Source organism: Candidatus Tisiphia endosymbiont of Nedyus quadrimaculatus, from assembly GCF_964059235.1.
In the GTDB taxonomy this organism is placed as follows: Bacteria; Pseudomonadota; Alphaproteobacteria; order Rickettsiales; family Rickettsiaceae; genus Tisiphia.
The window spans coordinates 1,045,505-1,071,944 of sequence record NZ_OZ060452.1; the positions used below are offsets into that span (position 1 = coordinate 1,045,505).

Annotated in this window: 25 protein-coding genes; 11 read left to right on the plus strand and 14 right to left on the minus strand. The window is 31.8% G+C overall.

Features of this window, described 5'->3' with window-relative positions:
* Positions 1-425 precede the first annotated feature (425 nt).
* On the minus strand, positions 426-1,640 hold the full coding sequence (locus AB3211_RS04915; protein ID WP_367363803.1) for an EAL domain-containing protein: 1,215 nt from the start codon (positions 1,638-1,640) through the stop codon (positions 426-428).
* 80 nt (positions 1,641-1,720) lie between these two features.
* Between AB3211_RS04915 and AB3211_RS04920 the strand changes: the two genes are divergently transcribed.
* The 3 genes from AB3211_RS04920 (at position 1,721) to AB3211_RS04930 (ending at position 5,286) form a co-directional block, all read left to right on the plus strand.
* A complete protein-coding gene (locus tag AB3211_RS04920) occupies positions 1,721-1,987 on the plus strand; it encodes a BolA family protein (RefSeq protein WP_367363804.1) in 267 nt (88 codons plus the stop codon).
* Between the two features lie 163 nt (positions 1,988-2,150).
* Positions 2,151-3,506 carry a DASS family sodium-coupled anion symporter gene (locus AB3211_RS04925; protein WP_367363805.1) on the plus strand — a complete coding sequence of 452 codons (1,356 nt, stop codon included), beginning with the start codon at positions 2,151-2,153 and terminating at the stop codon, positions 3,504-3,506.
* A 142-nt stretch (positions 3,507-3,648) separates the two neighbouring features.
* Positions 3,649-5,286, plus strand: a complete 1,638-nt coding sequence (locus AB3211_RS04930; protein ID WP_367363806.1) for a hypothetical protein — start codon at positions 3,649-3,651, stop codon at positions 5,284-5,286.
* 1 nt (position 5,287) lies between these two features.
* On the opposite strand, the gene AB3211_RS04935 is transcribed toward AB3211_RS04930, so the two are convergent.
* Complete coding sequence (locus tag AB3211_RS04935) at positions 5,288-6,229, minus strand: hypothetical protein (protein ID WP_367363807.1); 942 nt, start codon at positions 6,227-6,229, stop codon at positions 5,288-5,290.
* Positions 6,230-6,380: 151 nt separating this feature from the next.
* Here AB3211_RS04935 and AB3211_RS04940 point away from each other — a divergent pair, with 151 nt between their 5' ends.
* The 3 genes from AB3211_RS04940 to AB3211_RS04950 all read left to right on the plus strand — a co-directional run bounded on the left by AB3211_RS04940 (position 6,381) and on the right by AB3211_RS04950 (position 9,547).
* A complete protein-coding gene (locus tag AB3211_RS04940) occupies positions 6,381-7,943 on the plus strand; it encodes a DHA2 family efflux MFS transporter permease subunit (RefSeq protein ID WP_367364822.1) in 1,563 nt (520 codons plus the stop codon).
* Complete coding sequence (locus AB3211_RS04945) at positions 7,933-8,409, plus strand: Na+/H+ antiporter subunit E (protein ID WP_367363808.1); 477 nt, start codon at positions 7,933-7,935, stop codon at positions 8,407-8,409. Before AB3211_RS04940 ends, AB3211_RS04945 begins: the two co-directional genes overlap by 11 nt.
* Positions 8,410-8,923: 514 nt before the next feature.
* Positions 8,924-9,547, plus strand: a complete 624-nt coding sequence (locus tag AB3211_RS04950) for a bifunctional (p)ppGpp synthetase/guanosine-3',5'-bis(diphosphate) 3'-pyrophosphohydrolase (RefSeq protein ID WP_367363809.1) — start codon at positions 8,924-8,926, stop codon at positions 9,545-9,547.
* A gap of 10 nt (positions 9,548-9,557) precedes the next feature.
* Here the strand turns inward: AB3211_RS04950 and AB3211_RS04955 are convergent, their stop codons facing one another.
* A complete protein-coding gene (locus AB3211_RS04955) occupies positions 9,558-10,211 on the minus strand; it encodes a queuosine precursor transporter (RefSeq protein ID WP_367363810.1) in 654 nt (217 codons plus the stop codon).
* 347 nt (positions 10,212-10,558) lie between these two features.
* Between AB3211_RS04955 and AB3211_RS04960 the strand changes: the two genes are divergently transcribed.
* Positions 10,559-10,801, plus strand: a complete 243-nt coding sequence (locus AB3211_RS04960; protein ID WP_367363811.1) for a hypothetical protein — start codon at positions 10,559-10,561, stop codon at positions 10,799-10,801.
* A gap of 400 nt (positions 10,802-11,201) precedes the next feature.
* Here AB3211_RS04960 and AB3211_RS04965 read toward each other — a convergent pair whose 3' ends face one another.
* Entirely contained in the window at positions 11,202-12,122 is a 921-nt protein-coding gene (locus AB3211_RS04965) for a hypothetical protein (protein ID WP_367363812.1), read from the minus strand.
* A 418-nt stretch (positions 12,123-12,540) separates the two neighbouring features.
* Here AB3211_RS04965 and infA point away from each other — a divergent pair, with 418 nt between their 5' ends.
* The 3 genes from infA (at position 12,541) to AB3211_RS04980 (ending at position 14,619) form a co-directional block, all read left to right on the plus strand.
* A complete protein-coding gene (gene infA, locus AB3211_RS04970; RefSeq protein ID WP_341757860.1) occupies positions 12,541-12,756 on the plus strand; it encodes a translation initiation factor IF-1 in 216 nt (71 codons plus the stop codon).
* 15 nt (positions 12,757-12,771) lie between these two features.
* A complete protein-coding gene (locus AB3211_RS04975) occupies positions 12,772-13,404 on the plus strand; it encodes a Maf family protein (RefSeq protein WP_367363813.1) in 633 nt (210 codons plus the stop codon).
* 498 nt (positions 13,405-13,902) lie between these two features.
* Positions 13,903-14,619 carry an HD domain-containing protein gene (locus AB3211_RS04980; protein ID WP_367363814.1) on the plus strand — a complete coding sequence of 239 codons (717 nt, stop codon included), beginning with the start codon at positions 13,903-13,905 and terminating at the stop codon, positions 14,617-14,619.
* 3 nt (positions 14,620-14,622) lie between these two features.
* On the opposite strand, the gene fabF is transcribed toward AB3211_RS04980, so the two are convergent.
* The 4 genes from fabF to AB3211_RS05000 form a co-directional block, all read right to left on the minus strand.
* A complete protein-coding gene (fabF, locus tag AB3211_RS04985; protein WP_367363815.1) occupies positions 14,623-15,882 on the minus strand; it encodes a beta-ketoacyl-ACP synthase II in 1,260 nt (419 codons plus the stop codon).
* Positions 15,872-16,168, minus strand: coding sequence for an acyl carrier protein (gene acpP, locus AB3211_RS04990; protein WP_341757856.1), 297 nt, complete (start codon positions 16,166-16,168; stop codon positions 15,872-15,874). The genes fabF and acpP overlap by 11 nt, the downstream gene beginning before the upstream one ends.
* A gap of 211 nt (positions 16,169-16,379) precedes the next feature.
* Positions 16,380-17,282, minus strand: a complete 903-nt coding sequence (locus tag AB3211_RS04995) for a TerC/Alx family metal homeostasis membrane protein (protein WP_367363816.1) — start codon at positions 17,280-17,282, stop codon at positions 16,380-16,382.
* 70 nt (positions 17,283-17,352) lie between these two features.
* Positions 17,353-17,925 (minus strand): YqgE/AlgH family protein, encoded by a 573-nt coding sequence (locus AB3211_RS05000; protein WP_367363817.1) that lies wholly within the window; start codon positions 17,923-17,925, stop codon positions 17,353-17,355.
* A 183-nt stretch (positions 17,926-18,108) separates the two neighbouring features.
* Between AB3211_RS05000 and AB3211_RS05005 the strand changes: the two genes are divergently transcribed.
* Complete coding sequence (locus AB3211_RS05005; protein WP_367363818.1) at positions 18,109-18,801, plus strand: CvpA family protein; 693 nt, start codon at positions 18,109-18,111, stop codon at positions 18,799-18,801.
* Positions 18,802-19,319: 518 nt separating this feature from the next.
* Here AB3211_RS05005 and AB3211_RS05010 read toward each other — a convergent pair.
* From AB3211_RS05010 to uppS, 6 genes are all read right to left on the minus strand, one after another.
* On the minus strand, positions 19,320-21,395 hold the full coding sequence (locus AB3211_RS05010) for an ATP-dependent DNA helicase RecG (RefSeq protein ID WP_367363819.1): 2,076 nt from the start codon (positions 21,393-21,395) through the stop codon (positions 19,320-19,322).
* Positions 21,396-21,407: 12 nt separating this feature from the next.
* Positions 21,408-23,972 carry an N-6 DNA methylase gene (locus AB3211_RS05015; RefSeq protein WP_367363820.1) on the minus strand — a complete coding sequence of 855 codons (2,565 nt, stop codon included), beginning with the start codon at positions 23,970-23,972 and terminating at the stop codon, positions 21,408-21,410.
* Positions 23,973-24,007: 35 nt separating this feature from the next.
* Positions 24,008-24,619, minus strand: coding sequence for a ribonuclease D (locus AB3211_RS05020; RefSeq protein ID WP_367364823.1), 612 nt, complete (start codon positions 24,617-24,619; stop codon positions 24,008-24,010).
* 97 nt (positions 24,620-24,716) lie between these two features.
* A complete protein-coding gene (locus tag AB3211_RS05025) occupies positions 24,717-25,034 on the minus strand; it encodes a septum formation initiator family protein (protein WP_341754077.1) in 318 nt (105 codons plus the stop codon).
* Complete coding sequence (locus tag AB3211_RS05030; protein WP_367363821.1) at positions 25,031-25,693, minus strand: phosphatidate cytidylyltransferase; 663 nt, start codon at positions 25,691-25,693, stop codon at positions 25,031-25,033. Before AB3211_RS05030 ends, AB3211_RS05025 begins: the two co-directional genes overlap by 4 nt.
* On the minus strand, positions 25,680-26,372 hold the full coding sequence (uppS, locus tag AB3211_RS05035; protein WP_367363822.1) for a polyprenyl diphosphate synthase: 693 nt from the start codon (positions 26,370-26,372) through the stop codon (positions 25,680-25,682). Before uppS ends, AB3211_RS05030 begins: the two co-directional genes overlap by 14 nt.
* Positions 26,373-26,440: the final 68 nt, after the last annotated feature.

The following is a 26,440-nucleotide window of genomic DNA, read 5'->3' on the forward strand; positions in this document are numbered from 1 at the left end:
TCCTCTTTCATAATTTAGCGATACAAGACGTCTGCAGTAAATTAAGACAGGTTTATAGCCAGTAATCAAGTAATATCATATAACATCACGAAAATTATATTAATAACCATAATAAATAGTAACTTTTTTGTAACGTATGGTATCTTTGCAAATACTTCAAGTTTTTCAGTATAGCGAACTTGAGAAGGTTTTAACCATACTAATAACCTCAATTTGATGTAAAACATCGGTTTAATAGCCTAGGGTGTCATCCCTACCTCTTCAGATGTCACCCCTGCTTTCGCTGGGACGATGTTATTCCAGCATACTATGTCAACCCTGCGAAGGCAGGTATCTAGATTCCCGCCTACGCGGGAATGACATTAACCCTAGCAAGGGCGAGTAGGGGTGACATAATGGCGGCAGGGAGAACATCGTGCTGATGATTATTTTATTCTGTTAACCGATGCCGGTGAGAAGAAATCGCCTTGCATATTATCGACTTTTAAGTTGATTAAAAAATTGGCTATCTCCCCATTTTCAACAAATTCTGCTACAGTTTGAACACCTAAATTTTCAGAAATTTTAATTAATCGTTTAATGAAATCTTGACTTTGTATATCGCTAGTAATGTTACGTACATAACTACCATCAATTTTAATAATATCTATCGGTAGATTTTGTAATTGTTTAAATGAAGTAAACCCAGCTCCAAAATCATCCAAAGCAAATTTACAACTAAATTTTCTTAATCTGTGCATAAAGGATTTTATTTGTTGGTAATGCTGATTAAGGGTAGTCTCAGTAATCTCAATAATTAATCTTCCTGAAACATCATATGTTTGTAATAGTTTTTCTGCTATCTCTAGGAGAGAAACATCTAATATACCAATATTTGAAATGTTAACTGCAAGCACTAAGCTAGGGTTAGCATCTAGTTCTTTAATTGCCATTTCTAGCACTATTTGATCTATTATAAAAATTAAACCTTTCTTTTCAGCTTCTGGAATTATTGCTCCTACAGAAAATAGATTGTTATTTGTGTCAGGAATCCTTAGTAAACATTCATAGTAATGAATTTTCATTGTTTTACGGTCAATAACTGGCTGATAAGCAAAAACCATTGTTTTGTTTAATAAAGCTTTTCTTAAGAGATTCAGCTGCTTATTGGACTCTTTAACACACTCTATATTATAATATTTATGGTCATACTCACGATAATAACTTTGGTCACCTTGATAAGAAACTAGCCAATTTAATAGATTATATACTTCTTCAGCTTTATTGGTAAATTTGGGAAACTCTATGCTAGCACTACTGCAATTCATATAAACTGCAGGTAATAGATCATCGACATAAAGTTGAGATAATAAATGTATTTTTAGGACAACTTCCTTAGCTAGATTTTGGTCTAGTGTAGGTAAAACCAACAATATTCTATCATGCTCAATTTGTTTATAAACTGATATAGAAGGAGCAGTAATTAATTTATTACAAACTTCAGAAATAATTTTATTAAGTTTGTCAATTATATAAATATCTCCTCCCATCATAGCATTCAATTCGTCGTAATTTAATAACTTAAAAGAGATACAATACCCATGCCCTGCTTTATTAAGTTCAGATTGCAAATTTCTAATTTTTGTATCTAATTTTGCCATAACCAACTAAATATAATATTTACTAAATACTAAAATCCCAGTAGAATTGATACAAGTAAAAGTTTTATATATATATAACTATGACCAAAATAAATAGAATAAAAAGAAAACTAGATGTGTTAAAACCACATTATTGCGAAATAGTTGACGAAAGTTACAAGCACGCTAGCCATAATGGTGGCATTACTGAAAGTCATCTTAAGATCAAAATTTTTGCAGCAGCTTTTATAGGAAAAAGTTTGCTAGAACAACATAAAATAATTAACAATCTTTTAGCAGATGAACTAGCTAGTGGACTACACGCATTATCAATTGATACGAAAAACCCCCGCTCACCTACTGATTAATAAACTCTTCTTTTTTTCTTGACAATCGATTATATTACGTAAGAATGGACAAGGTTTATTCAAATAAACTTTTACTCGATCTTGAAATAAATTTATTATACCTAATATGTGTAATTGGAACAAAAATTTACCTATTCTAATTCTTGTTATTTTAGCTTGTGTAATGTGGTATATACCAGCCCCTGAAGGGCTTGATATTAAAGTATGGCATCTTTCTATTATATTTATTACCACTATTGTGGCTATAATTCTTAATCCTTTACCTATGGGGGCTATAGCCTTATTTAGCATACTCTGTTGTGTTCTGACCCAAACCCTTTCCTTAGAACAAAGTCTATCCGGGTTTAGTCATAGCATTATATGGCTGGTGCTGTTTGCTTTTTTTATTGCTCAGGGTTTTATAAAAACAGGCTTTGGGGAGCGGATAGCTTATCACATCATTCTACTTGTCGGACAAAGTACCCTTGGTCTTTCATATGCTTTGGTAATTGTTGATTTTATACTCGCCCCTTTCATTCCTAGTGTATGTGCTAGGGGAGGAGGGATAATTTTTCCTATCGCTCAGTCACTCTGTACCGCTTACTCTGATAAAACAAATTACGAAACATCCGTTTCAAACGGTGGATTTCTCATGAAAGTAGTCTTTCAATCAAATGTGATAACTAGTGCTATGTTTATTACCTCTATGGCCGCTAATCCTTTAGCTGTTAAGTTCGCAGCTGATGCTGGGATTATAATTTCATGGAGTGACTGGGCAATAGCAGCTATAGTGCCAGGCGTGATTTCTCTTGCTGTTATGCCTCTTATTCTTTATTACTTACATCCCCCCTCAATTAAATACGATCCATCTGCTATACAAATAGCTAGAGCAAAATTGCAAGAAATAGGTGATATATCATTGCAAGAGATTATTATGCTAATAACTTTTGTAATTTTAATTTTTTTATGGATGCTTGGCAGCAAATGGGGATTATCAGCTACTACAGTCGCACTGTTGGGCGTATGTATTTTATTATTATGCAAAATAATTAAGTTTGAAGATATTCTTGCAGATAAAGGTGCATGGCATACCTTTATTTGGTATGGCACTTTAGTTATGATCTCAAGTTTTTTGTCTGATTTCGGTTTAATATCATGGGTTAGTGATAAACTTAGAGATAATTTATTATGTTTTTTCTCTCCAATGATTGGTATAATTATACTTTCTGTAATATATTTTTATATACATTACTTTTTTGCCAGTACTACAACCCATATTGCTATACTTTTTCCTACTTTTCTAGCGTTATTTATGCATGCTAGAATGCCTGGTTTACTATCTGCATTGCTACTTAGTTTTTTATCAATATTATCTTCGGGTCTTACTCATTATGGACTCAGTAGTGCTCCAATATATTTTGAGACAGGATATATGAAGATCAGAACATGGTGGTATCTTGGTTTAGTTTTGAGTCTAGTATATGGCATTATATGGATTTTTATAGGCGGTATGTGGTGGAAAACACTAGGTTTGTGGTAGAATTGCTACTAAAATATATAGCAATCATTGCTGAATAATTTTATTTATTATAGAATTATTCTTTAACCTTGTATAATTTGCTGTTAGACTCTCTTTTAAGATTAAACATGATTAGGAGTCTAATACCAATAGGTAGTATATTATGACAGATGACAAAAAAGAATCTACGCCGTTTGAAAACCTTGAAAGTTCTGAGATAGATAGTACTACAATTGTACCTAAAGAGATAGAAATAGCTAATACGTTAGACAATCGAACAGTGCAACCCAAGCAAAGAAAAGCAAAGCTTTCCAAAAGCTTTGATGATATGGAGCTTGAACGTGAAAATAAGTTAAGACGTACTATCTCTCACAAATCTGTAAAAAGTAAAGATGATTTATATATAATTGAGCAAGAGAAAAGTGAGAAATTAAAATTGCTTAAAACAAATGAAGTTAACATTTCAGATGAATTTGCAAAATCTTTAGAACAGGAAAGTATAGAACTAAAGAAGGAATCAAGAATTAAACGATTTTTAAATAAAGTTAAATCTGTTTGGAATTGGACAAAGAGTACTAGGGCTTTCGAGGGGATAAAATGGCTGTTAGATACAAAATTGGCTAAAAATTTGGCTAAGGTACTATTTGGTAGTGCTATAGGTCGTGCTGTTACAATTGCATTTGCAATAGTAACACTAGCCGGGGCCTCCCCTCCAGTAGGCTTGGCTGCGGCTACAATAGCGTTAATGGCAGTAACTAGTGAAATAATAGTTGATGTCATCAAAACAAGAAAGCTCCGTAAACTTGCACAAGAAAATGACCTATTGATGCAAAATCGAGGGGACATGGACAAGCAACAATACTTATTACTACTCGATCCCAAATTAGCCAAGGCATTGGAAAATAAATTACATGTCCCAAATAACCACGTTCCAAATGGTAAAGGTAAATATTACCACTATGTAGATCCCAAAGTAGAAATGGTATTTAGTGCAAGCAAATTCATAGTTGATAATATTCAAAATGCCGCTAGTTTAGCGTCTGACATAAGTGCTGCTATTAGTGGCAATCCTGTTAAGATTCTTGCAGCGGTAAAAAGTGGTGCACTTTCAGCTGTCTCTATGATTGGCTCAGGCGTAGCTGAAAAGGACTCAGCTAACCTTACTACAGCATTTAAAATCAATATTAATGATGAACTCCGTAAGGATGATGTTGCCCATTATCGGAATTTACGAGAGCTACGTGAGGTCGCCCAAAAACAACATATCCAAACTGCAACTTTGGCTGAATTAATGCAAGATAAAGATTATTTTAAGTTAACCGATGAGCAAAAACAAAATAAATTTGATATATATCAACAAGCTTTAACTGAACTGATGTTTGACAAAAATTATAACAAGTTAACCGATGAGCAAAAACGAGCTACACTTCATACAACAGTCAATAAGCTTGAAGAAAAACCTAATGAAAAAGCAACTGAACCTGAAACTAAAGAAAAGAACAAAAGTAATAATATACTGACAGCAGCTGCAAAAGGTACACTAAGCATTTTAAAAGATCTAGCTAGGACACATGATCCTTTTTATCAACAACCTAAGGTAATAAGGGATTATAGCCCGTTAACGAAAGCTATGGAGGCTGCTAAGAAATCTGCTAAGGAGATCGTAACACCTGAGGTTATAGCACAGTTACGAAAAAGTAAATCTGTACCAAATTTATCACAAGAAGAAGGTCGCTTTCTTCATCGGAAGAAACTGCAGAGAAGTAATTCTATAGATAACCATAATCAACATTCAATGTGACTCACCTATCATTACTATTACCCCTATCGTGCTTATTTACTAGTGGTTTTACTGGAGGAGTACTAGGTGGTGAAGTAATAGATGAAGTACTAGAACGCAAAGGTTTATGATTATCATGCTTTGCTAAACTATGCCTTAGTCTTTTTGCCTTGGATACTTCTCTGCTCACTTTTTGTTCTTCTTTTAATAATTTTACTTTCTTTTGTGCCTGTATTACTGGGGCTAATATTTCTTGTCTTCTCTGCTTGAACTCCTGTAGATTTTGTTGTTTGGGAGATGGAGTATCCTGATTTTGTGAATTGCTCAAGAGTTCTTTAACAATATCAACAACCTTATCTATAATCTTTGCAAACCAGCTTTTCCCCGGCTTTATATCATCCAAAATAGCGTTTTCCTTTGGAATATCGTATCGTCTATTATTATTGTTAATTTCCGGTGGCTTAGATGGTTTCTGCTCCTGCACCCTACGAGAATTAGCTGCTAAATTATTATTCCTTGGGCGTGGGGCTACTTTACCTATTGGTTTTGTTGACTGAAGTATTTTTTTCTCATCTTCTTTTAATTTTTTCAATGTTTCTCGCAAATCGTCTACAGTTGGAATTGCACCTTCTACAGTTGGAGTTGGTGCAGAATTCTTTAATGTTTCTTCCGTAGGTCTTGTGTCTTTTAGAGCCTTAAGTCTAGCTTCTATTTCACGATCTTTTCGGTTACCTAACTCAGCATATTTATTATCTAAATTAACTTCAGATTGCATTTCCTCTATCAACTTATCTACTTCCGAAGAAGAAACAGAACCACCCATTCTATCTAATGAGTCACTAATCATATTTGTCACCATCTCGGATTCAAACAATTTCTTATCTAACTCGCCAAGTGTTTTCTCAAATTTTTCATCAATATTTTGTATTTTCTTACTCAAATCATTAGATTTTTTCTTGGACATATGAAACTAACCCACTATTTAAATACATGAGTTATTATAGTTTATTCTATTAGATCCTACTAATAATTTTATCAAATATATATTTTTTTAGGGTCTTTGCTTGTAAGATTGTTACTTTTGTGATATAAGTTATATGCTATAATTAGGGCTTATTTCCTATGCAACTAGATCTTGCCCCTCCCCACTATCAAATAAGCAGTTACTTGCATTCTTTGCAATGATAGTAGGAATGTTTATGGCAGTGTTGGATATTCAAATTGTTGCCAGTTCTTTATCAGTCATTGCAGCGGGTCTTTCTGCTTCTAGTGATGAATTATCTTGGGTTCAAACATCATATCTTATAGCAGAAGTGATTATAATACCAATAACCGGTTTTACAGCCAAGCTTCTCTCCACTAGAATTTCTTATTTTATTGCTGCTCTTGGTTTTACCGTTATGAGTATTCTATGTTCGCTAGCCAGCAACATAGAAACAATGATTATTTTTAGAGCTTTACAAGGATTTTTTGGTGGAGCAATGATACCAACTGTCTTTAGTACAGTATTTATAATTTTTCCTGCCTCAAAACGCCCAGTAGTTACTGTGATAGTAGGATTAGTCGTAACAATAGCCCCAACACTTGGACCAACGCTGGGTGGTTACATTACTGAAAACTTATCTTGGCATTTTATGTTTTTACTCAATGTAATACCTGGTATTTTTGTTTGTGTAGTCGTATATTTATACGCTGATTTTGATCAACCTAATTACAATTTGCTTAAGAATTTTGATTTTGTTGGCATTATTTTATTGACTGTTACTCTTGCTTCTTTGCAATATGTTTTAGAAGAAGGAAATAAGAAAGGCTGGATAGAAGATAATTTGATATTATTCCTTATCATACTAATTGTTGTTGGATTTATTATGTTAGTTATTAGAGAACTGACCTTTATTAATCCAATCTTAGATCTAACAACTTTTGCTAACAAAAATTTTACTTTTGGTTGTATCTACTCTTTTGTCATAGGTATAGGGCTATATGGTGCAGTCTATTTATTACCTTTATTTTTATTTACAATAGCTGGTTTTAATACTGTGCAAATTGGTTTTACCATGATGGTTACTGGTATGGCACAATTTCTGTCAGCTCCACTTGCAGGAAAAATGCTTGGCTCTGGACTAGATTTAAGAATTATGCTGGCTATCGGTCTTGCTATGTTTAGTTTAGGTTGTTACCTAAATAGTTTTTTAACAGCAGATGCTAAATTTGCCGAGTTTTTCTTACCGCAATTTATTAGAGGACTGGCGATGATGTTTTGCTTTTTACCTACTAATAATATTGCTTTAGATAGCATGAGTAAAGATAAAGTAGGGAATGCTAGTGGGTTATATAATCTTACTCGTAATCTTGGAGGGGCTGTTGGGCTTGCGGTTATTAGCCTACTTCTTACAGATAAAACTAAGATTTTTAACCAATATTTAAATGAAAATATTTCTTCCACTTCACCCTCTATTCTAATGAAATTACAATTTCTAGGACAATTATTGGATGGTAAAGTGGTTGATCCGGAAAAGGCTTCGTATTTTTTGTTAGCCAGTAATATAAATAAGGAAGCATTTGTAATTGCGATAAATAGCATTTTTAGTATTATAAGTGCATTATTTTTTGTGGTAATGATCTTTCTACCGTTTACATCAACTGTTAAAGGCGGAGGAAAGTATGATGCACACTAAAATCTTTACTTTAATTATTTTGTTATTGCTGTTGTTTGGTCTAACAGGAGTACCTACTGATATTTTTGCATTGTTGGTTTCCTTGATTATTCCCAGTATAGCTTATCTTGTGGCAATAAAGCTCAATTTGATCCCTGATAGGATCTATTTAAATTATCGTTCTATATTATATTTTATTTGGTTAATTAAAGAAATAGTTGTATCTAGCTTAGGAGTAATGAAGATTATATGGCGTAAAAATCTTAATCTACAGCCAGTCTTTGAGTGGATTAATTCAAAACAAAAAAACGATACAAGTCTTGTAATATATGGTAATTCTATTACCCTTACACCAGGAACTGTAACACTTAATATATCAAATAGTATGTTATTAGTTCATGCTCTAGAACAATCATCAATCGACAATCTAAAATTTGGTAATTTTACTATGAGTAAAAGAGTTCAGCACATTTCAAAGAACGACTGAAAGGCTAATAGATAAGGGGGAGAGTACTCAATATTACATCGCTTTTATCGATGTAATAAATTAATAGTAGGCTCAAGTAATCATCGCCATTAGGGGTGATGTCACCCCTGCCTACGCAAGGGGTGACATCCCACAACTTTCGACAGTTGTGGGATGACACCCTAGGCTATTAAACCGATGTCTTACATCTAATTGAGGTTATGTTATAAATATCGGTCATTTTAGAATGTTATTAATAGATGTTAAGTAAAAAATGACTTGATATATACTCGATGAAAATCAACAATTGCGTTGTCGTTGTCCAAGACCTGCGGTGCTCACGTACTAATGTACGCTGTGCTCCTCGGCTTGGACACTCCTAGCACTTGTTGATTTTGATCTTCGTCTACCAACTCTTCATTTACGAACAGTATACCAAAAATTAATAATTTAATTATTGACAGGGAACAGCAATTTTTATTAAAATTGCAAGTTGAAGTAGCTAAATTAATGCTAGAATAATGATGTACCTTTTATGTTATACGAAAATCTTAATGATTTACACAAGATCACAGATAATATTAGTATTAAGTTGCATGAAAACTCTATAGTAGGGAAGATATCCTCTAGGTTAAAAGACCCTTGTTCTATCACAAAGAAGTTGATAAGAAAAAATGTTGGTTTTCACCGATTAACTGATACAATTGCCTCTAGGATTATAGTTGATAAGCAAGAAGACTGTTACAAAGTACTGGATATTCTTAATGATAACTATTGTATCTTTGATAAGGAAGACTATATTGCTAATCCTAAACCTAATGGTTATAGTTCTTTGCATGTCGTGGCTGCTGCTGGTATACTTAGACGTAATACAGAAATACAGATACGGACTAGAGATATGCACCATATAGCAGAATTTAGCACCGCTAATCATGATGAATATAAAAAGACTCAAGAAGCAAAAATAAAAGAAATATTTTCTCAAAAGGTACTTAATGTCGCTGCTATTCATACTGGACTAAATAACGCATATAAGCTCTTTAAACAGTTCAATTGGACTATGCTTGAACTAATGGCTTATGAGCAGGAAATTGAAATTCTTTGGCATAGTTTGCAAGATAACTTGTGTGAGATACGAGAACAATTTATAGGGGAATAAAAATATAAAATTAACTTTTATATTTAGTAACATATTTTATTATGCTAACTCCTATGTAAAATAAAGGAGTGCTACATATTGTGAAGAAAAGTTTAAATGAATAGCTGTTCACTATAAGTGACCATATACGATCTATTGGTAGCACTCCAAATATACTCATGAAGCTAATAACAATACAAGTATCTACAAATAGCGAAATTGCTGTACTGCCATTGTTCCTAAGCCATAGCCATCTACCATGAGTTACTTTACGTATCCATAAATAAATTGTAATATCAATGAGTTGAGCAGTGTAACAGGCAATAATTGAACCTATGAAAGCAATACTATATAACCCAAAAACCTTATGAAAAGTTATATTATCGATTTTAGACCACTCTGTGGCATTTAACCTATCCATTATTGCTATAATTAATGTAACAATTATATTCATAGCTAGTGCAAGTTTAACACAGAAATTAGCTTTGCTTTTCCCATAAAATTCAGCAATTAAATCAGTAAGTAAAAATGTTAATGGGTATGTTATCGCACCTACAGAAAGTTCAAAAGTATAAAAAGGTAATATTGGTAAGAAAACAAACTTTTGATATATTAAATTACCTATTACAATGAGAATTGCAAATAATACGCATATAGTAATATAAATTTTTTCATCTATGGTCATGTTGTTGGAATCATAAATTAAGAATATTTTGAGTGAAAACTATAATTTAAAATAAATAAGTCTACCTAAAATTCAACTTATAAAATTATTTATATATGGTAAAGCTTGTTGTATTACATTATCATTCACCACGGTTTCACCATATAATTAATATTGTGACATTAATACAAAAATTTTACTTTTCTTGTATGTAGAATAATATAATTATTTTTTACTAAATGCACCAATATCTATATTAACTCATCTTAACTCTAAATATAATTTTTTTAAAGGTTACAACTAATGCTCAAGAAAATTAAGGTACTTTGCATGGTTACTCTGATGTGTCAGTCCAAGGTCACTTGATTATGCTTAAAGATCAAAATCCTAAATATCTACAATATATGATTTTGACTCGTTGGGATGAAGGCAAAACTAAGTCTGGACAGAAAGTAGAACGTAATTTTTATATTTTCCCAAAACATATGCCCAATACTGGTGTTAATGATGTAGGAGTCATTGGTGGTACTTTTATTGAAGGTGCAACACCTAATGACGAGGAATTTGGTATTATACTACAAAATGCTAAAGAATTTTATGGGATTAAATAAGTCCTGTAATTAAGGTTAGTTCATTAATCATGAATTTTATTAAATTCATTCTTTACTATTTTTAATAAACATTTTAATATTCTATTCATAGTAGCTTACTTTTTGTTTTTGTATTCTCACCTCAGTTCGATATAAGAATTATTAATTCTTATATCGAACTGGCTTTGTTATAAGGAAAAATGCACTCTTGAAGCGATTCCGCGAGTGCATTGTAACTTTTTTCATCATTCAATATGTGATTTTAATTATTAAAATCACATTATTGAATGGAGTGTTATATTTTAACAATCAGGTGGGCAGCCGCTTCAAACCTGATTGTTTCTATATATAACACGAAAGTTCGATGTAACTTGTTACATCGAATTCAGGTTATTCTAGTAAGCTACTTTATCTCTTGAAATCATAGCAGTATATTACTCAAACTTAGTTCTGTTTGTAAATTTTTCCATAAAAACTGATCTGATTGAACTAATTTAATCAATTTATCTAAGGCTACTTTATCTTCATTACCATTTCCATGGATTAGTACTATGTCACCATCTTTTACTGTCTCATGTTCAGGAAGCTTATGTATCCATGCACTTGCACCTAATTGTATTAGCCCATAAGAAGTTAATATATCTAATATTTCTTGACTGGCTACTAACCCAGGAAATCTAAAAAATGGAGATGGTAATTCGCCCCTTTCAATTAGCAAGTGTTCGGTTTGTAATATTTCGTTTTCTATATCAGTATTTGGCAGTAATAAAAAATTGTCTGTAAAATCTTTATCAGGGTAGAAAATATGACTAAAACTATGATTAACCCACGTGATTTTTATATTTTGGGCTGGAAGAGTTTGTAACCACATAAAGTCTTCTAGATGAGTTGCTATCCATAAACCACTTATAGCTATTAATAGGTTTATTTTTTGACTTCTTTTAGCAGTTTTTAAAATTGCATCAAATAAATTATGTTCTAACCTTTTTATTGAGGGACACATATCTATGGATAAAAAACATCCTTTGACTTTAGGAATATTCTTGAGGCCTTGATTCTCTCTGCTATCTTTTATATTATTAAAATAATACAATGATCTATAATATACAGAAGATTCAAGTTCCTTTAATGAGAAATATCTGCCATCTTGATCGCTCTTACGGTAAGCACATAAGTTCTGAGCGACTATCTTAACTTCTAGAGTATTAATATTAACTATTACAAAATAGTACTCATTACTCCTTTTAAATGACCGAATTACAATAAATGACTGATTATTAAATATGCATGGTATATGAGATGTTTTTTTGTAATTAAAGATTAACTTATTTGTTTGTTGCATAAACCTCTTATTTTATATAATGTAGAGTCCAGTAATAGTAGTATACTAGACTAATTTTTCAAGACAAATTTTTTACTCATTTTGTTTCCCATTTAAGGTTACCTTTAAGCAACATTTTGTAAATAATTAAGATAAACTTTCATTGGTTTTTGATAACCAATGTTAGAAATCTGAGGTGGTTATATTTATCTATGTAATTATTAACACCTTCTTTAACCTCCTTAATGTTTTTATTTCCCATTTTTTTTCATGAGGTGATCCTGATATTACTTGCAAATTTTTTATATTAATATAGATTCTCTAATATTGGTGTATAAGCGTTTGAATAACTAATAATTTTATGTCAAGCGTGGTTCTGAAATTGTCCACTACGGCAAGCCATTTTAGAAATTAAAAATTATAATTTAGTTAAGTTGTAATGACCAAAGAAGAGCTAATTAATTTTGAAGGTGTTGTCCTTGAACTTTTGCCTAACGCAACTTTTAGAGTGAAGTTGGAAAATGGTCATTTTATTACCGCTCATACTTCTGGTAGGATGCGTAAGAATCGTATTAGGATACTTGTCGGAGATAAAATCACAGTGGAAATGACACCTTATGATCTAACAAAAGGTCGTGTTATCCACCGTCATTAGAGTCTTTCATATTTTATGTCAAATATAGAATCCACTTTTTTAAAACAGCAGAATATACCTATAGTTCTAGCCTCACAATCACCTGCAAGGCTTGAATTACTAAAAAGAATAAAGGTATTTCCTACACAAATTATTCCCGCTAATATAGATGAAACAGAGTACTTACGAGAGTTACCAAACCAATTGGTAACAAGATTAGCACAGGAAAAAGCCGAGGTTGTTGCCAAAAAAATAAGTGGTGAAGCTATAATTATAGCAGCTGATACTGTTGTGGTTCGCGGTAGAAAAATACTACCTAAAGCTTTAACAAGTGAAGATGTTAGATATTGCCTTAATATTTTATCTGGAAGGCGTCATAGGGTTTATACAGGCATCTGTATAATAAAAAAGACTCTTGAACAAGTTCTGCTGCGACAAAAATTAGTGCAAACCATAGTCAAGTTTAAAAGATTGAGCCAGCAAGAGATAGAATTTTACTGTAGCCTAGATGAAGGAATCAATAAATCAGGCGGCTGCGGAATTCATGGATATGCCGAAGCTTTTGTTCCTAGCATATATGGATCTTACTCAAATATTATGGGATTACCACTACTGGAAACCCTGCATATGCTTACTTCTTTAGGTTTTAAAAATAGACCTCTTAAATAACCTGAATTCGATATAACAAGTTATATTGAAGGGGTTAAGTAGAAACAATCAGGTTTGATGCTCGCTTACACCTGATTGTTAAAATATAATATTCCATTCAATAGGTGATTTTAATAATTAAAATCACCTATTGAATGATGAAAAAAGTTAAAATGTATTCGTAGAACCGCTTCAAGAGTGCATTTTTTCTTATAACAAAGACAATTCTTATATCGAATTAAGGTTAGATAATAGATATCTTTCGAACTCTACTTTTGCTGGTAATTGGGACAAAGATTCGGCACTCAAATCCGTAGCGGAATTCGAGTACCGCTTGCGGTTCTTGTTTAGCGAATTATAAACCTACTCATTATATATAAATGTTCACAGAATCTAGCTATTTATACAACAAAGTTAAGAAATATTTATTTTTATTACCTAAAAAGTAATAAATCTTTGCAAATACCTTAAGTTTTAGTTTAACCTATAAGTTAGGATATCAAAATATTGAGGATTTTTATGGAAGGCATTAATAATAGTTGGTTAAAGTTTGAATCATGTGATTATGCTGATAGGTTACTCGCTAAACTCTCTCAGTTGAATAGTGAAGTAGATCAACCAATAGATCTGAACATTGTTAAAAAAGCCATCTATTACGCCAAAAAGTATCATGGAGAGCAGAAAAGACAAACAGGAGAACCCTATTACTCGCATCCAATAGAAGTGGCATATAGGCTTGCAGAATATGCAGCACAAAATGATAAGCAGTACTTTAGAACCGATTTAACTGTAACCGCTATACTGCATGATACCATTGAGGATACTAAACTTACCAAAAGCAATATTGCCTATATCTTTAGTGATCTAATTGCTGATCAGGTAGAAAAACTAACTAGGGTTAAGTGCGACAGAAAGATTAGCTCGGCAGAAATCATGGAATTATTATGGCAGCAAAAGAGATATGATATCATAATGGTTAAAATATTTGACAGAATTCACAATTTAGAAACTGTTGGTATAAAATCTCCAGAAAAGATTAAGAAGATAATAGAAGAAACTGTTAAAAATTTTATAAGTATTAGCATGTGTTGTGGAACAAAACAACTAGAAAATATATTAACTACTTTATGTTACAAACATTTACCAATTACTGACCCCTTAGAACTCACAACAATTATCCAACATAAATACCAGCTTCCTACTCCAACTTTTGAAAATGATATAAACCAAAAGTAAATCCTATACTTTCCTAATAATTAAACTAGCATTAGTTCCTCCAAATCCGAATGAATTAGAAAGCACATAACTAATCTTTGCATTTCTAGCTTCTAAAGCAACTAAATCTATTTTTGCTTCTGCTATCGGTTTATGCAAATTTAGAGTTGGTGGAGCGACTTGGTCTCGCATAGCAAGAATTGAATATATTAATTCTACGCTACCAGCTGCTCCAAGTAAATGACCAATAGATGATTTGGTTGACGACATAAGAACATTCGGGTTAGCATCCCAAAATAATTTTTGAACAGCCGTTAACTCTATAGCATCACCAATTTGGGTAGAAGTACCGTGGGCATTGATATAATCAATAAGACTTGCATCAATTTTTGCATCTTTAAGAGCGTAAAACATAGCTCTATAAGCCCCTCTTCCATCGGGATGAGGTGAGGTCATATGATGAGCATCACCAGTAGAACCATATCCAATAATTTCAGCATAAATCTTAGCGTTTCTAGCAAGAGCATGCTGATATTCTTCAAGTACTACAACACCTGCCCCTTCTCCCATTACAAATCCATCACGATATTGATCCCATGGTCTTGATGCAAGTTCAGGTGTAGAATTATATTTAGTAGATAATGCTCTTGCAGCAACGAATCCAGCCACTCCAACCGGAGTAACCGGTGCTTCAGCTCCGCCAGCAACCATAACATCTACATTACCGTATTGAATCATACGCATAGCATCCCCTATAGCATGAGAGCCAGTGGAACAAGCTGTAACGACAGCCTGATTTGGTCCGGTAAATCCGTATTTAATGGAAACATGACCTGAAAGGAGGTTAATTAATGAGGAGGGAATAAAAAATGGACTAACTTTACCATTATTTTCTTTATGAAACTTTACAGATGTTTCTTCGATCATCCCAAGTCCACCTATTCCTGAACCAAGTATTAAGCCGGTCCTATCTCCCGATAATTCATCTTTTACTTTCCATCCGCTATCCTCAACTGCCTCAATAGCTGCTGCGATACCATATTGGATGAATAAATCCATCTTATGGACATCGCGAGGGTGAATAAATTTTTCCGGGTTAAAGCCATTATCTGTTGAGTGATCCACTGTACCCGCTATTTTACAGGCAAGGTTAGAAGTATCAAATCTTGTGATTGACTTGATACCACTGCGACCCTTTATAATACCTTCCCAAGAGGGCTTTACACCAATTCCTAGTGGTGTGATAAGCCCAATACCGGTTATAACAACTCTTCTAGTCGACATGATTATTTATAATTAGTTGTTTTTTTATTATGTACTGTACAACATCAGAGACAGTTAAAATTTTCCTAGCATCTTCATCTGGTATATCACATTTATACTTTGCTTCTATTTCCATCATTAATTCAACTGTATCTAAACTATCGGCTTTAAGATCCTCAACAAATCTAGATTCAAGGGTAATTGAATCTTTTTTTACTTTTAATTTATTAACAACGATTTCAATAACCTCTTGTTCGACAATATCTTGCTCAACAACATTTTGTGTAATATTTATATTTTCACTCATAATTAGAACCTCATAACATAAATTAAATTTAGTAAAACACTCAAACTCTAGCCACTTATAATGACTTGTATAGAATCAACATAGTTTCATACATAAGTAAGTCTCGAGTAAGTCGATACAACAATTTCAAACTTCTAGCATAAAAATATATTTTATGCCAGTGTAAAATTTCTTTAGTTCTTAAATTAAAATATTACTAATGGCTTGCAGTCTAGCATACACTCCTTTTCCTGATAATAGAAGCAATAATACCAAACAACAGAAGAGTAATAGTCATAGCCAGTGCAGAGTAAGATGGAATCTCAATAAAATGTTCAGCGAATATTTTTATGCCAATAAATATTAATATTAATGCTAGCGAATATTTTATATAACTAAATTGCTCAACAATATTAGCTAAACATAAGAATAAGGCACGTAAACCTAATATGGCAAAAATATTAGAAGTATAAATTATGTAAGGATCCTTAGTGATAGCAAATATTGCTGGTATACTATCAATGGCAAAGACAATATCCATGATTTCTATAATTATTAATGATGCAAGAAGGGGGGTAATACTCAATCTATTATTAGTTTTAACAAAAAATTTGTAACCGGAAATTTTAGGAGTAAGATTAAAGTATTTTTGCAGAATTCTATAAATATACGATTCCTCTACTTTAAAACTTTTTTTTGCTATATAAAAAGTTTTGATGCCTGTAACTATAAGAATAGCTGCAAAAATATATAATAACCAAGAGAATTTCGAGATAACAATGACACCTAGATATATAATTATGGCTCTAAAAACAATGACACCTAGAATTCCCAAGAATAATATCCGATGCTGATATATTAAAGGAATAGAGAAAAACTGAAAAACCATCAATATAATAAAAATATTATCCAATGACATAGCTTTCTCTATAAAAAAGCAAGTGTAGTATTCCCGGGCTTTTTCTCCTCCCATATCAAAAAAAATGAAAATACCGAAGAGGCATGCTATAATTAAATAAAAAAGACTAAAATAAATAGTTTGGCGGAAGCTCATCACTTTATTTTCTTGGTTTGCAAAACCAAGATCGTAGATTAGTAAACCTACAATCACTGTACAAAAAACAACCCACGTCAAGATTCCCTCCATAAACTACTATAACAACTTGAAGAATTAATTCTCAAGTTCTTGAATTTTCCATATGATCTTAAGCATTAGCCATTTGTGAAGTAAAGTGGGATTCTTTGATACCGAGATTTTGTAAAGCATTGTGCCATTTACTCTCTGGATGATCAGAAAAAATAAATTCTTTATCACACTTTGTTATTATCCACAAATTCTCCTTAATCTCTGTTTCAAGCTGCCCTGCTTTCCAAGCAGTGTATCCAATAATAAATAAACTATTTTTAGGCCCATGACCAGAAGCAATATCATGAGGGATTTTAGGATTAGAGCTAACTGCTAAATGATTCTGAAACTTCAATAGTAGATTTTCGTTATAATCATCAGAATGTAGGAAGAATCCGCGTTCATGCTCAACTGGTCCTCCTAGATATATAGGCATCATAATGTTACTATCTACTTGATCATCAGATATTTTAAAAAACGATTTTATCTCTATATGATTCACCAAATTATTGAAAATTAAACCCATTGCTCCTTCTGCTGTATGAGACAGCATATAAACAAGTGATTTATTAAATATACCCTCAAGCATGTAAGGAGTAGCGATCAGAACCTTACCAGATAAATTATCAAAAATCTTATCGTTTACACTCATAATGTTTATTGTATTTTAAAATTTATTAACATACTAGCTTTTAGATACATATAATGTTAAATTACGGCTATTCAATAGACCTCTTTCGAAATTTCATCTGAGAGGTCTAATAAAAATTTTGAACATGATGGTAAATATACTCAACTCCTGTTCTAAACTTAAAGTAATTTTTGAAAAAGTCTAATGTTTACTTGGTTTGATATAATAATACTGGCAATTATTACTACTTCATCGATGCTCGGGGCATATGGAGGAATAATAAAGCTTACTATTAGCTTACTTGGCTTTATAGTCTCAATTCTTTTTGCCTATTACCTATCTCCATATACTATTTCCATTATTACTCGATATTTTAATAACCACATTGCATTGGTAGTTACCTCTGGGATTATTTCCTATATTATCTCTCTAATCATATGCTCTTTTGTAACCCGTAAATTTCTTTTGATGATTTCTATTATAAGTGGTGGGGTCATTGACAGATCTCTAGGCTTAGCCGCAGGCATGCTTAGAGGTACGATTATTTGTTTATGTATCTTCCTAGTCCTAACAATTTTCTTTTCTGACAGTTACTTACAAGCAGAAACCCTAAAAGACGTTATGCAAAATACTACTATTGATAAATATCCAAAATGGCTTAAGGAATCTGTGACTACATCGTATCTAGATAATTTAAGTAAAAATCTTATAAGAACTCTACCACAAGATAGTTTTGAGTCCATTAAATTACCTAAAAAATCAAAGATTATTGATACTACAAATGTGTTAGAAAAATCACAATCTCAAGAATCTCCCAATAAAGTAAAACAACTCCCTGAAGATCTTATGCAAGAACTTGATGAAGTATTATCAAAAAAAGTAGAGAATCATGACTAGGCTATTGAATAACTATAGTAACCTCAGTTCGATATAAGAATTAATAATTCTTATGGCTTTGTTATAAGGAAAAATGCACTCTTGAAGCGGCTGATGCGAGTGCATTTTAACTTTTTTCATCATTCAATATGTGATTTTAATAATTAAAATCACATATTGAATGGAGTGTTATATTTTAACAATCAGGTGGGCAGCCGCTTCAAACCTGATTGTTTCTATAATACCATTTCCCATTATTAACTGAGCTAATACTACAGTTGTAGTTACTACCCAAAGCTGTCATTCTTAGCAACGGCGGGAATCTAAAAAAATAGCCTAAAAGACTATTAAACATTATTAGATCCCAGCCTTCGCTGGGATGACATCGTTTTGACATTAGTACTACAACTGTAGCACTAAATAGCGTAGTTAATAATGGGAAATGGTATAATTCCACCGAATTTTGGATAAGAATTTATCAATTCTTATCCAAAATTCGCGTGATATATATACAATCAGAATGAATAACGGTTAAACTGTTAGTTCAATTCATTAAACTCTACTCGAGCAAATAATTTTGTTTGGAGTAGGGAGAGTTCTGAATGATCTTTCGAACCTTCTTCTGCTAATTTATTGGCTTTAGTTAAAAGGTCTAAATCTCTAGCTAGATCAGCAAAAAAGAATCTTATTTCACCACTTTGCTTTGTTCCTAATATTTCTCCGCTACCTCTTAAGAGTAGATCTTGCTCTGCTATATAAAAACCATCATTGCTGTTTCTCATCACTTCAAATCTAGATTTTGCAACCATACTTAATTTTTGAGGATCATATAGAAGAATACAATGAGATTGTAAAGTTCCACGTCCAACTCTACCTCTTATCTGGTGTAACTGAGCTAAACCAAACTGTTCAGCATTTTCTATGACTATTAAGGTTGCTTCTGGTACATCGATACCCACTTCAATTACAGTTGTAGCAACCAAGATTTTAATATTACCATTCTTAAATTGGTGCATAATCATATCTTTTTGCTCATTTTTCATTTTGCCATGTATAGTACCTGTAATGTTAGGGTAGGCATTCTCAATGGTAACTAGTCTAGTGTTGATATCGGTTAATCCTGTATTTTTTGCCTGCGTTGTTAACTCTTCATCATTTTGATCGATAAGGGGACATATCCAGTAAATTTTCTCTCCAAATTTTAGCTTTTTATCCAAAACTGAAATTACATCATTTAACTTGGTCTTTGGCAATATGCTAGTAATAATTGGTAGTCGATTTTTTGGTTTGCTTGTTAATTTAGCAATGTCCATATCTCCAAACATGGTCAAAGTAAGACTTCTAGGAATAGGGGTTGCGGTCATCACCAAAACATCGGGATGCGAGGCTTTGTTAATTAAATCTAACCGTTGTTGTACACCAAATTTATGTTGTTCATCAATGACGATATAACCTAAATTTTTAAAGTTTACTTTTTCTTGAAATAATGCATGAGTGCCAATTAATATATCAATATCTCCGTTTTCTAGGCTTGATAGAACTTTGTTTAGTTCTTTGGTAGATATTTTTCCAGTAAGTAAACCAAGCCTTATTCCGGTTTCACTTAAGGCTTTAACGAAGAATTGGTAATGCTGGTTTGCTAATAAATCGGTAGGGACCATTAGTGCAGCTTGAAATTTATGGTATGCTACAGTGACCATTGTCAATAAAGCTACTAAGGTTTTACCAGAGCCAACATCGCCTTGGAGTAAGCACATCATTTCTGTAGAAGATAATTGATGTTTCTCAATTGCTTCGATTACTTTTTTTTGGTCTAGTGTGAGTTCAAAGCCTAATGTCTTAAGTATTGCTTGTTGTAGCTGACTAGACCCTGTAAATGAATTACCTTGTTTTAATTTTGTTTGCTGGCGGAGATATTGTAATGAAATTTGATTAGCAAAAAGTTCTTTTTCTGCTAATCGTCTTAAGGTTTGAGCATGTAATTCTTCTAATTTCTTAGTTTTAACTTGATATAAATGCAAAGTTTTTAAATCTTCTAATAATGATTTAGTATAGTCCTTTACTTCTTGAAAACTCTCAGGAATACAGCTCCACTCTTTCTCAAACAAATCAAGCCCCTTTATTATATAGGAATAAAGTTGCTTATTAATTATCCCATAGGTTAAAGGATAGATTGGTTCTAGGGGGCTGGTAAGTTTTTGGTCAAAAATAAGTATTGGGTGGGCTATTTGAGGTAAGCTAGAGAAAACTTGTACCTTACCATTAATTGTATGTTTACTGCCTATTGTAAGTTTACTTAGGATAAAATAAGAGGGTCTATTAAAAAATATCAGCAGAATTGAGCCAGTCCCATTAGATCCTAAAATTTTCAAAGGCTGTTTTTTGTTCTTAGGCACAAGAACTTCTTCAATTGTTATTTCAGTTTGAATTAACTGACCATTTTTTAGTGAAGATAAATTTGGTGAAATTATTTTAACTTGATAAGAAGTAGGGCAATAAAATAACAAATCTCTTAAATTGATTATTCCCAATCTTTTGAGTCCAATAATTATATTATCACTAACGTTAATACGTGATTTAATCGGTGAGAAAAAAAACTTGTTAATTGTTAACATATATTTTTTTAATTAGTATAATCCTATATCAACCTTAATATTCTCAATTTTTTCTAGCTCTGCTTTCAGATTTCTTTTTATTTCTTCAATTTTATGATATTTTTCTGCTATTTCTTTTTGTTTCTGTAGATCAAATTCTCCTGCCTGGGTTATTGGGATTTTAATTAGTAAATTGCTAGTTCTATTTACTGTTGGCTTATACACCCAATTAAAGTTATATTTATTTAATACTCCTTGTAATTCAAAAGCTAGGTAGGGGCAGTTAAGATCTTTATATTTTGGAATATATAATCTAGCATCAGAATTTATACTAAATTTATGTTTTTTTCTATAAAAGACTGTTCCAGCATAACCATTTGTTGTAATTTGTATACATTCAATATCGTAATCAAAAGCATTTATATATCCCAAAACTCCATTTTGTTTAGTATTTGCAGAATATACTGGATAAATACCTTTGTTTTTTTCTATATAGTTTCTTTGTAGTTTTGAATTACCTGTTTTAACATTAAATATCTCGCTTAACTTAAAAGATTTATAGGTTACACTCGGTTCAGAATTAACTTCACTTATTTCTGATAAGAGAGACGTCATTTCATCTAAGAGACTTTGTAAATATCCTTTAAAATCATCAATTGAGTATAAATTATCATTCTTAAAAAGGCCTAGTGCAGATTTCTCTTCTTCATTCCATAATTTCTCAATTGTCCAATCATTTTCAGCTTTAAACACCCCAATATCCAATATTTTGCATCTCTTATCATGATTGATATTAGCAAAATATTTTTTACTTCCTTTAAAAGCATTGTATAAATTGACTGCTTCTTTTAGATCATCTTGTTCAATATCAAATCTATAAATATCTCTACTTTCTCCAATCTCACTTACTAAATAAGTAAATACTGGATCAGTTTGTACTTCAGTAATAGTATTCTTCTTTGTTAATGCTAAAATATATGTTTTTTTATTAGTTGTAAAAAATGTTTTAATAGGCAATGGAATTATTGCATCAATATAGCAACTATCTAAAATATATTGTCTTAAATTTTTATCATTTTGCCTGCTAAATATCCCGTCAGGTACAATTATAAAAGCCTTGCCATTTGGTTTTAAAGCTTTTATAATCCATTCCATAAACAAACCTTCAACGCCCATTGCATTGATTTTGTAATAGTTTCTTAGGTTTGTTTTGGCAATCTCTGCTTTTAAATTACTACTTCCACTACTAACATAAGGGGGGTTTGTAAGAATTAGATCATACTGGTTTTCAACAATTTCTGATAATGTACCTAGTATTGAATTTGTCTTTAAAATGAAGCTTTCATTGAATATATTAGCAAATTCTTTTGTAAGCCCCGCATTATCTTGTATCAGCTCACAAAAATAAATCAGCATATTTGCTTTTGCTAAGATAATCGTTTTTTGTTCATCCTTATCAAAACCTTTATCAAAACCAATTATTTTCACCTTTTGTTTTATTTCACCATTTTCAATAGTGAATAATTTATCAAGTTTATCTTTTATAAATTCCAAAGGAAATTTTCCGACACCACAAGCAGGGTCACAAATTGTCATGCCTTCTTTTAATGTACCTTCTGCCATTTCATTCACTGCACGCACCACTTTAATCGGTGTAAAAAACTGCCCCCAGTTCTTTTTACTTATACTTTCCTTTAAAAAACTTTCAAATAATTTGCTTTTAAAATCATGATCAATATGTTCAAGTTTACCATAGTCTCTAAACTTTTCTAAAACTTTTTTAAAGACAGTTCCGTATCCAGCAACGGCTTTTTGATCTTTACTTACAAATATAGTGCCATTTATAATGGTTGTTTTGTCTATAGGATTTTCTGGAAATAACTCTTTTATTTTGGGTCTTATAATATTTGCATAATGTTGTAGTACATCGTTATATTCATCATATTTGTACATATCTATTAATTTATCAAACGAATAAGTACCAGTTAATATATTCAAATCGCTCAAATATTTGAATATAAACAACTCAACAAAACTATATAAGCAATTTTCAGGAGTTGCACCACTTACGCTCCAAATATCTTGCCAAATTTGTTTGGAAAGATCTGTTGGATTGACTAGTTTTTTAGGTAAAATCCTATCATTTTTCTCATTTATCGATTGTATTATTTCTGTAATAATTTTTTGTAAATTTTCATCTGTTGGATTAAATTTATATTTAAAAGCATTACCATTCGCATCTTCAATATTATTTCCAGTTGCAACATTAATCCAAAGCGTTTCTTGAGTATCAGTTGCAATTATTAGCTTGGTTTTTAACTTCTTTGCAACTTCAATTCCTTGTAAAATAGCCTGATTTTTCTTGTCAACTGTATTGAATTGCTTAGGATGTTTATATTCAATTATTGCTATAACTTCCTTCTGCTTTACAATAATTGCATCAACTTTTCTATATTCAACACTTCCATAATCTATACTTCTTATTATATCATATTGTTTCAAAGCACTAATAGTTGTTGCACCAATATTATAAAAATTCCAAGTTCCTATTTTTGGGGGATTTTTTATTAAATCTCGTTGCAGTAATTCTTCACTCATAATAGTAACTATATTTTGTTCACAGCATCTAGAGCTTAGTGCATAAAAATATCAATATCGTTCCATCCTACTAGGTCTAAGTTGGCTCTAATAGGTAGAAACTTAAAAATCTGTTTTGCAATATCTAACCTATTTTCGGCCAGTAACATATCTTGCAAGATAGCACGAAGTTGATGTAGGTAAAGGACGTCTTTGGCAGCATATTCTTTTTGCTCAGAGGTAAGATCCAACCTACCCCAATAGGAAGATTGTTGTTGTTTAGAAATTTGGACTGAAAGTAATTCACGGCATAAGTCTTTTAAACCATGAGCATCAGTATAGGTTCTAACCAGTTTAGAAGATATCTTTGTACAAAATATGTTCTCCAAATCTATTCCAAGATATTTTCTTATTGCTGATAAATCAAATCTAGCATAGTGAAATATTTTGCATCGATTATTATCAAGTAATAGTTTTTTTAAATTAGGTGCTGCGTAATTCTTGTCAATAAAGTTTACTAAGTAAGCCTTACCATCTCCATTACTCAGTTGCAAAAGGCATAGCCTATCCCTATGTAAGTTTAATCCCATCGTTTCTGTATCGATTGCTAGGTCTCCTGCAATATTAAAATCTTCCGGGAGATCATTCTGAAAAACTATAATACTAATACTAACCTCCTACTCCTAAGTTATTTTAACCTAAGTTCGATGTAAGGCATCGGTTTAATCGCCTAGGTGACATCAAACCTGTTTCATCGAACTCAGGTTATTTTATGGTAAAAACCTGTTCTTTTGACGACGCTACTCCTAAAACTCTTCTTGCTTCTTGGTCAAGCATATCTCTATCTAGAGATTCTGGTCTAAGTAGTTTTACTTTATGTTCAAGTTCAACGCGTTCTGCCCTTAAAGTTTCTAGTTCACTATAGGTTTTTTCGAGTCGTTGATTTAATGTAAAATAAGCAATAATCCCTCTATTACCACAAATAGAGTGGAAGATAAAATAAACTAATAATAAAGATAGCAAAACATTAAATATTATCTTTTTGGAATTTTTAACTGAATCAATAAAATATTGATAATTCATAATATTTTAATAATAAAAAATAATATTGGGGCGGTAAGAATTATGCTATCAAATCGGTCTAGAACACCGCCATGACCTAGTATTATAGCACCAGTATCTTTTATAGCAAATTTACGCTTAAAATATGAAATAAATAAATCGCTCATTTGTGCTATTAGTGCTAAACAAATAGCTGCTATAATTAAGTGCCGTTTGTTTAATAAATAGTCAGTTGGTAAGTCAAAGCTAGGTACTAAACTTAATAAAAACGCTGTAAGCCCACTAGCTAATACCCCTATGATTAGTCCACTCCAAGTTTTGTTAGGACTAATCTTGATGGCCAACTTAGGTCCGCCTATATTCTTCCCACCAATCATAGCAAATATATCAACTGACCATATTATAATGAAATATAGTAATAATAGCCATCGATTTTTATCTTCAGTAGCAATTATTATTAAAGATATAGTAGGAATGGGAATGATAACAAAGCCCAGTAATATATGCAAAAAGGACGATTTTGTCATTTGATACCATTCATATAACATAATTATGGCAATTAATAACATAACTATATAAAATAATGACTTAATGAACATTATCGCTATAATAAATACTGGTCCTATTACTAGGGCTGATAATATTCTTACTACTATATTAGGCCTCTTATCTAGCACCAAAATTCCTTTTTCTTCTTGAATAATCGTTTAACGCTTCTAATATATCTTGTTTGTCAAAGTCAGGCCAATATTTAGGTAAAAAATATAGTTCAGCATAGGCGGCTTGCCATAGTAAAAAATTACTGATTCTACATACACCACTAGTACGAATTAACAAATCTACATCAGGCATTTCTGGATCATACAAATAATTAGCAAATTCATTCTCGCTAATTTCTGTTTTACCAGAATTAATGATTTTCTGACATGCATCAACAATTTCTGCTCGCCCGCCATAGCTAAAAGCAAGACAAAGAGTTATTTTGTTATTATTATGTTTTGTCAATTCTATAGCATCATGAATTTGTTTTTGTAACGTAGTATCTAACAGATCCAATCTACCAATAATTTTTATTTTAACTCCGTTCTTGTGTAGTGCCGCAGTCTCATTTTTTAGGTAGTCACGTAGTAATTTTAGTAAGAATGTAACCTCAGTCTTTGATCTACGCCAATTCTCTGATGAAAAAGTATAAAGTGTAACGTAAGGTATATTAAGTTCTATAAAATTTGGTAATAATTTTTTTACTCTATCAGCACCTACTCTATGTCCCTCAGATTTTGGTAAGCCTTTTTCTAAAGCCCACCTTGCATTACCGTCCATGATGATGGCTAAATGATTTACTTTGTTGATTATACTCATATTTATTGTTTGTATATACTCTTACCTTAGTTCAATATAAGACCAATTTAAATAATGACCTACTAGAA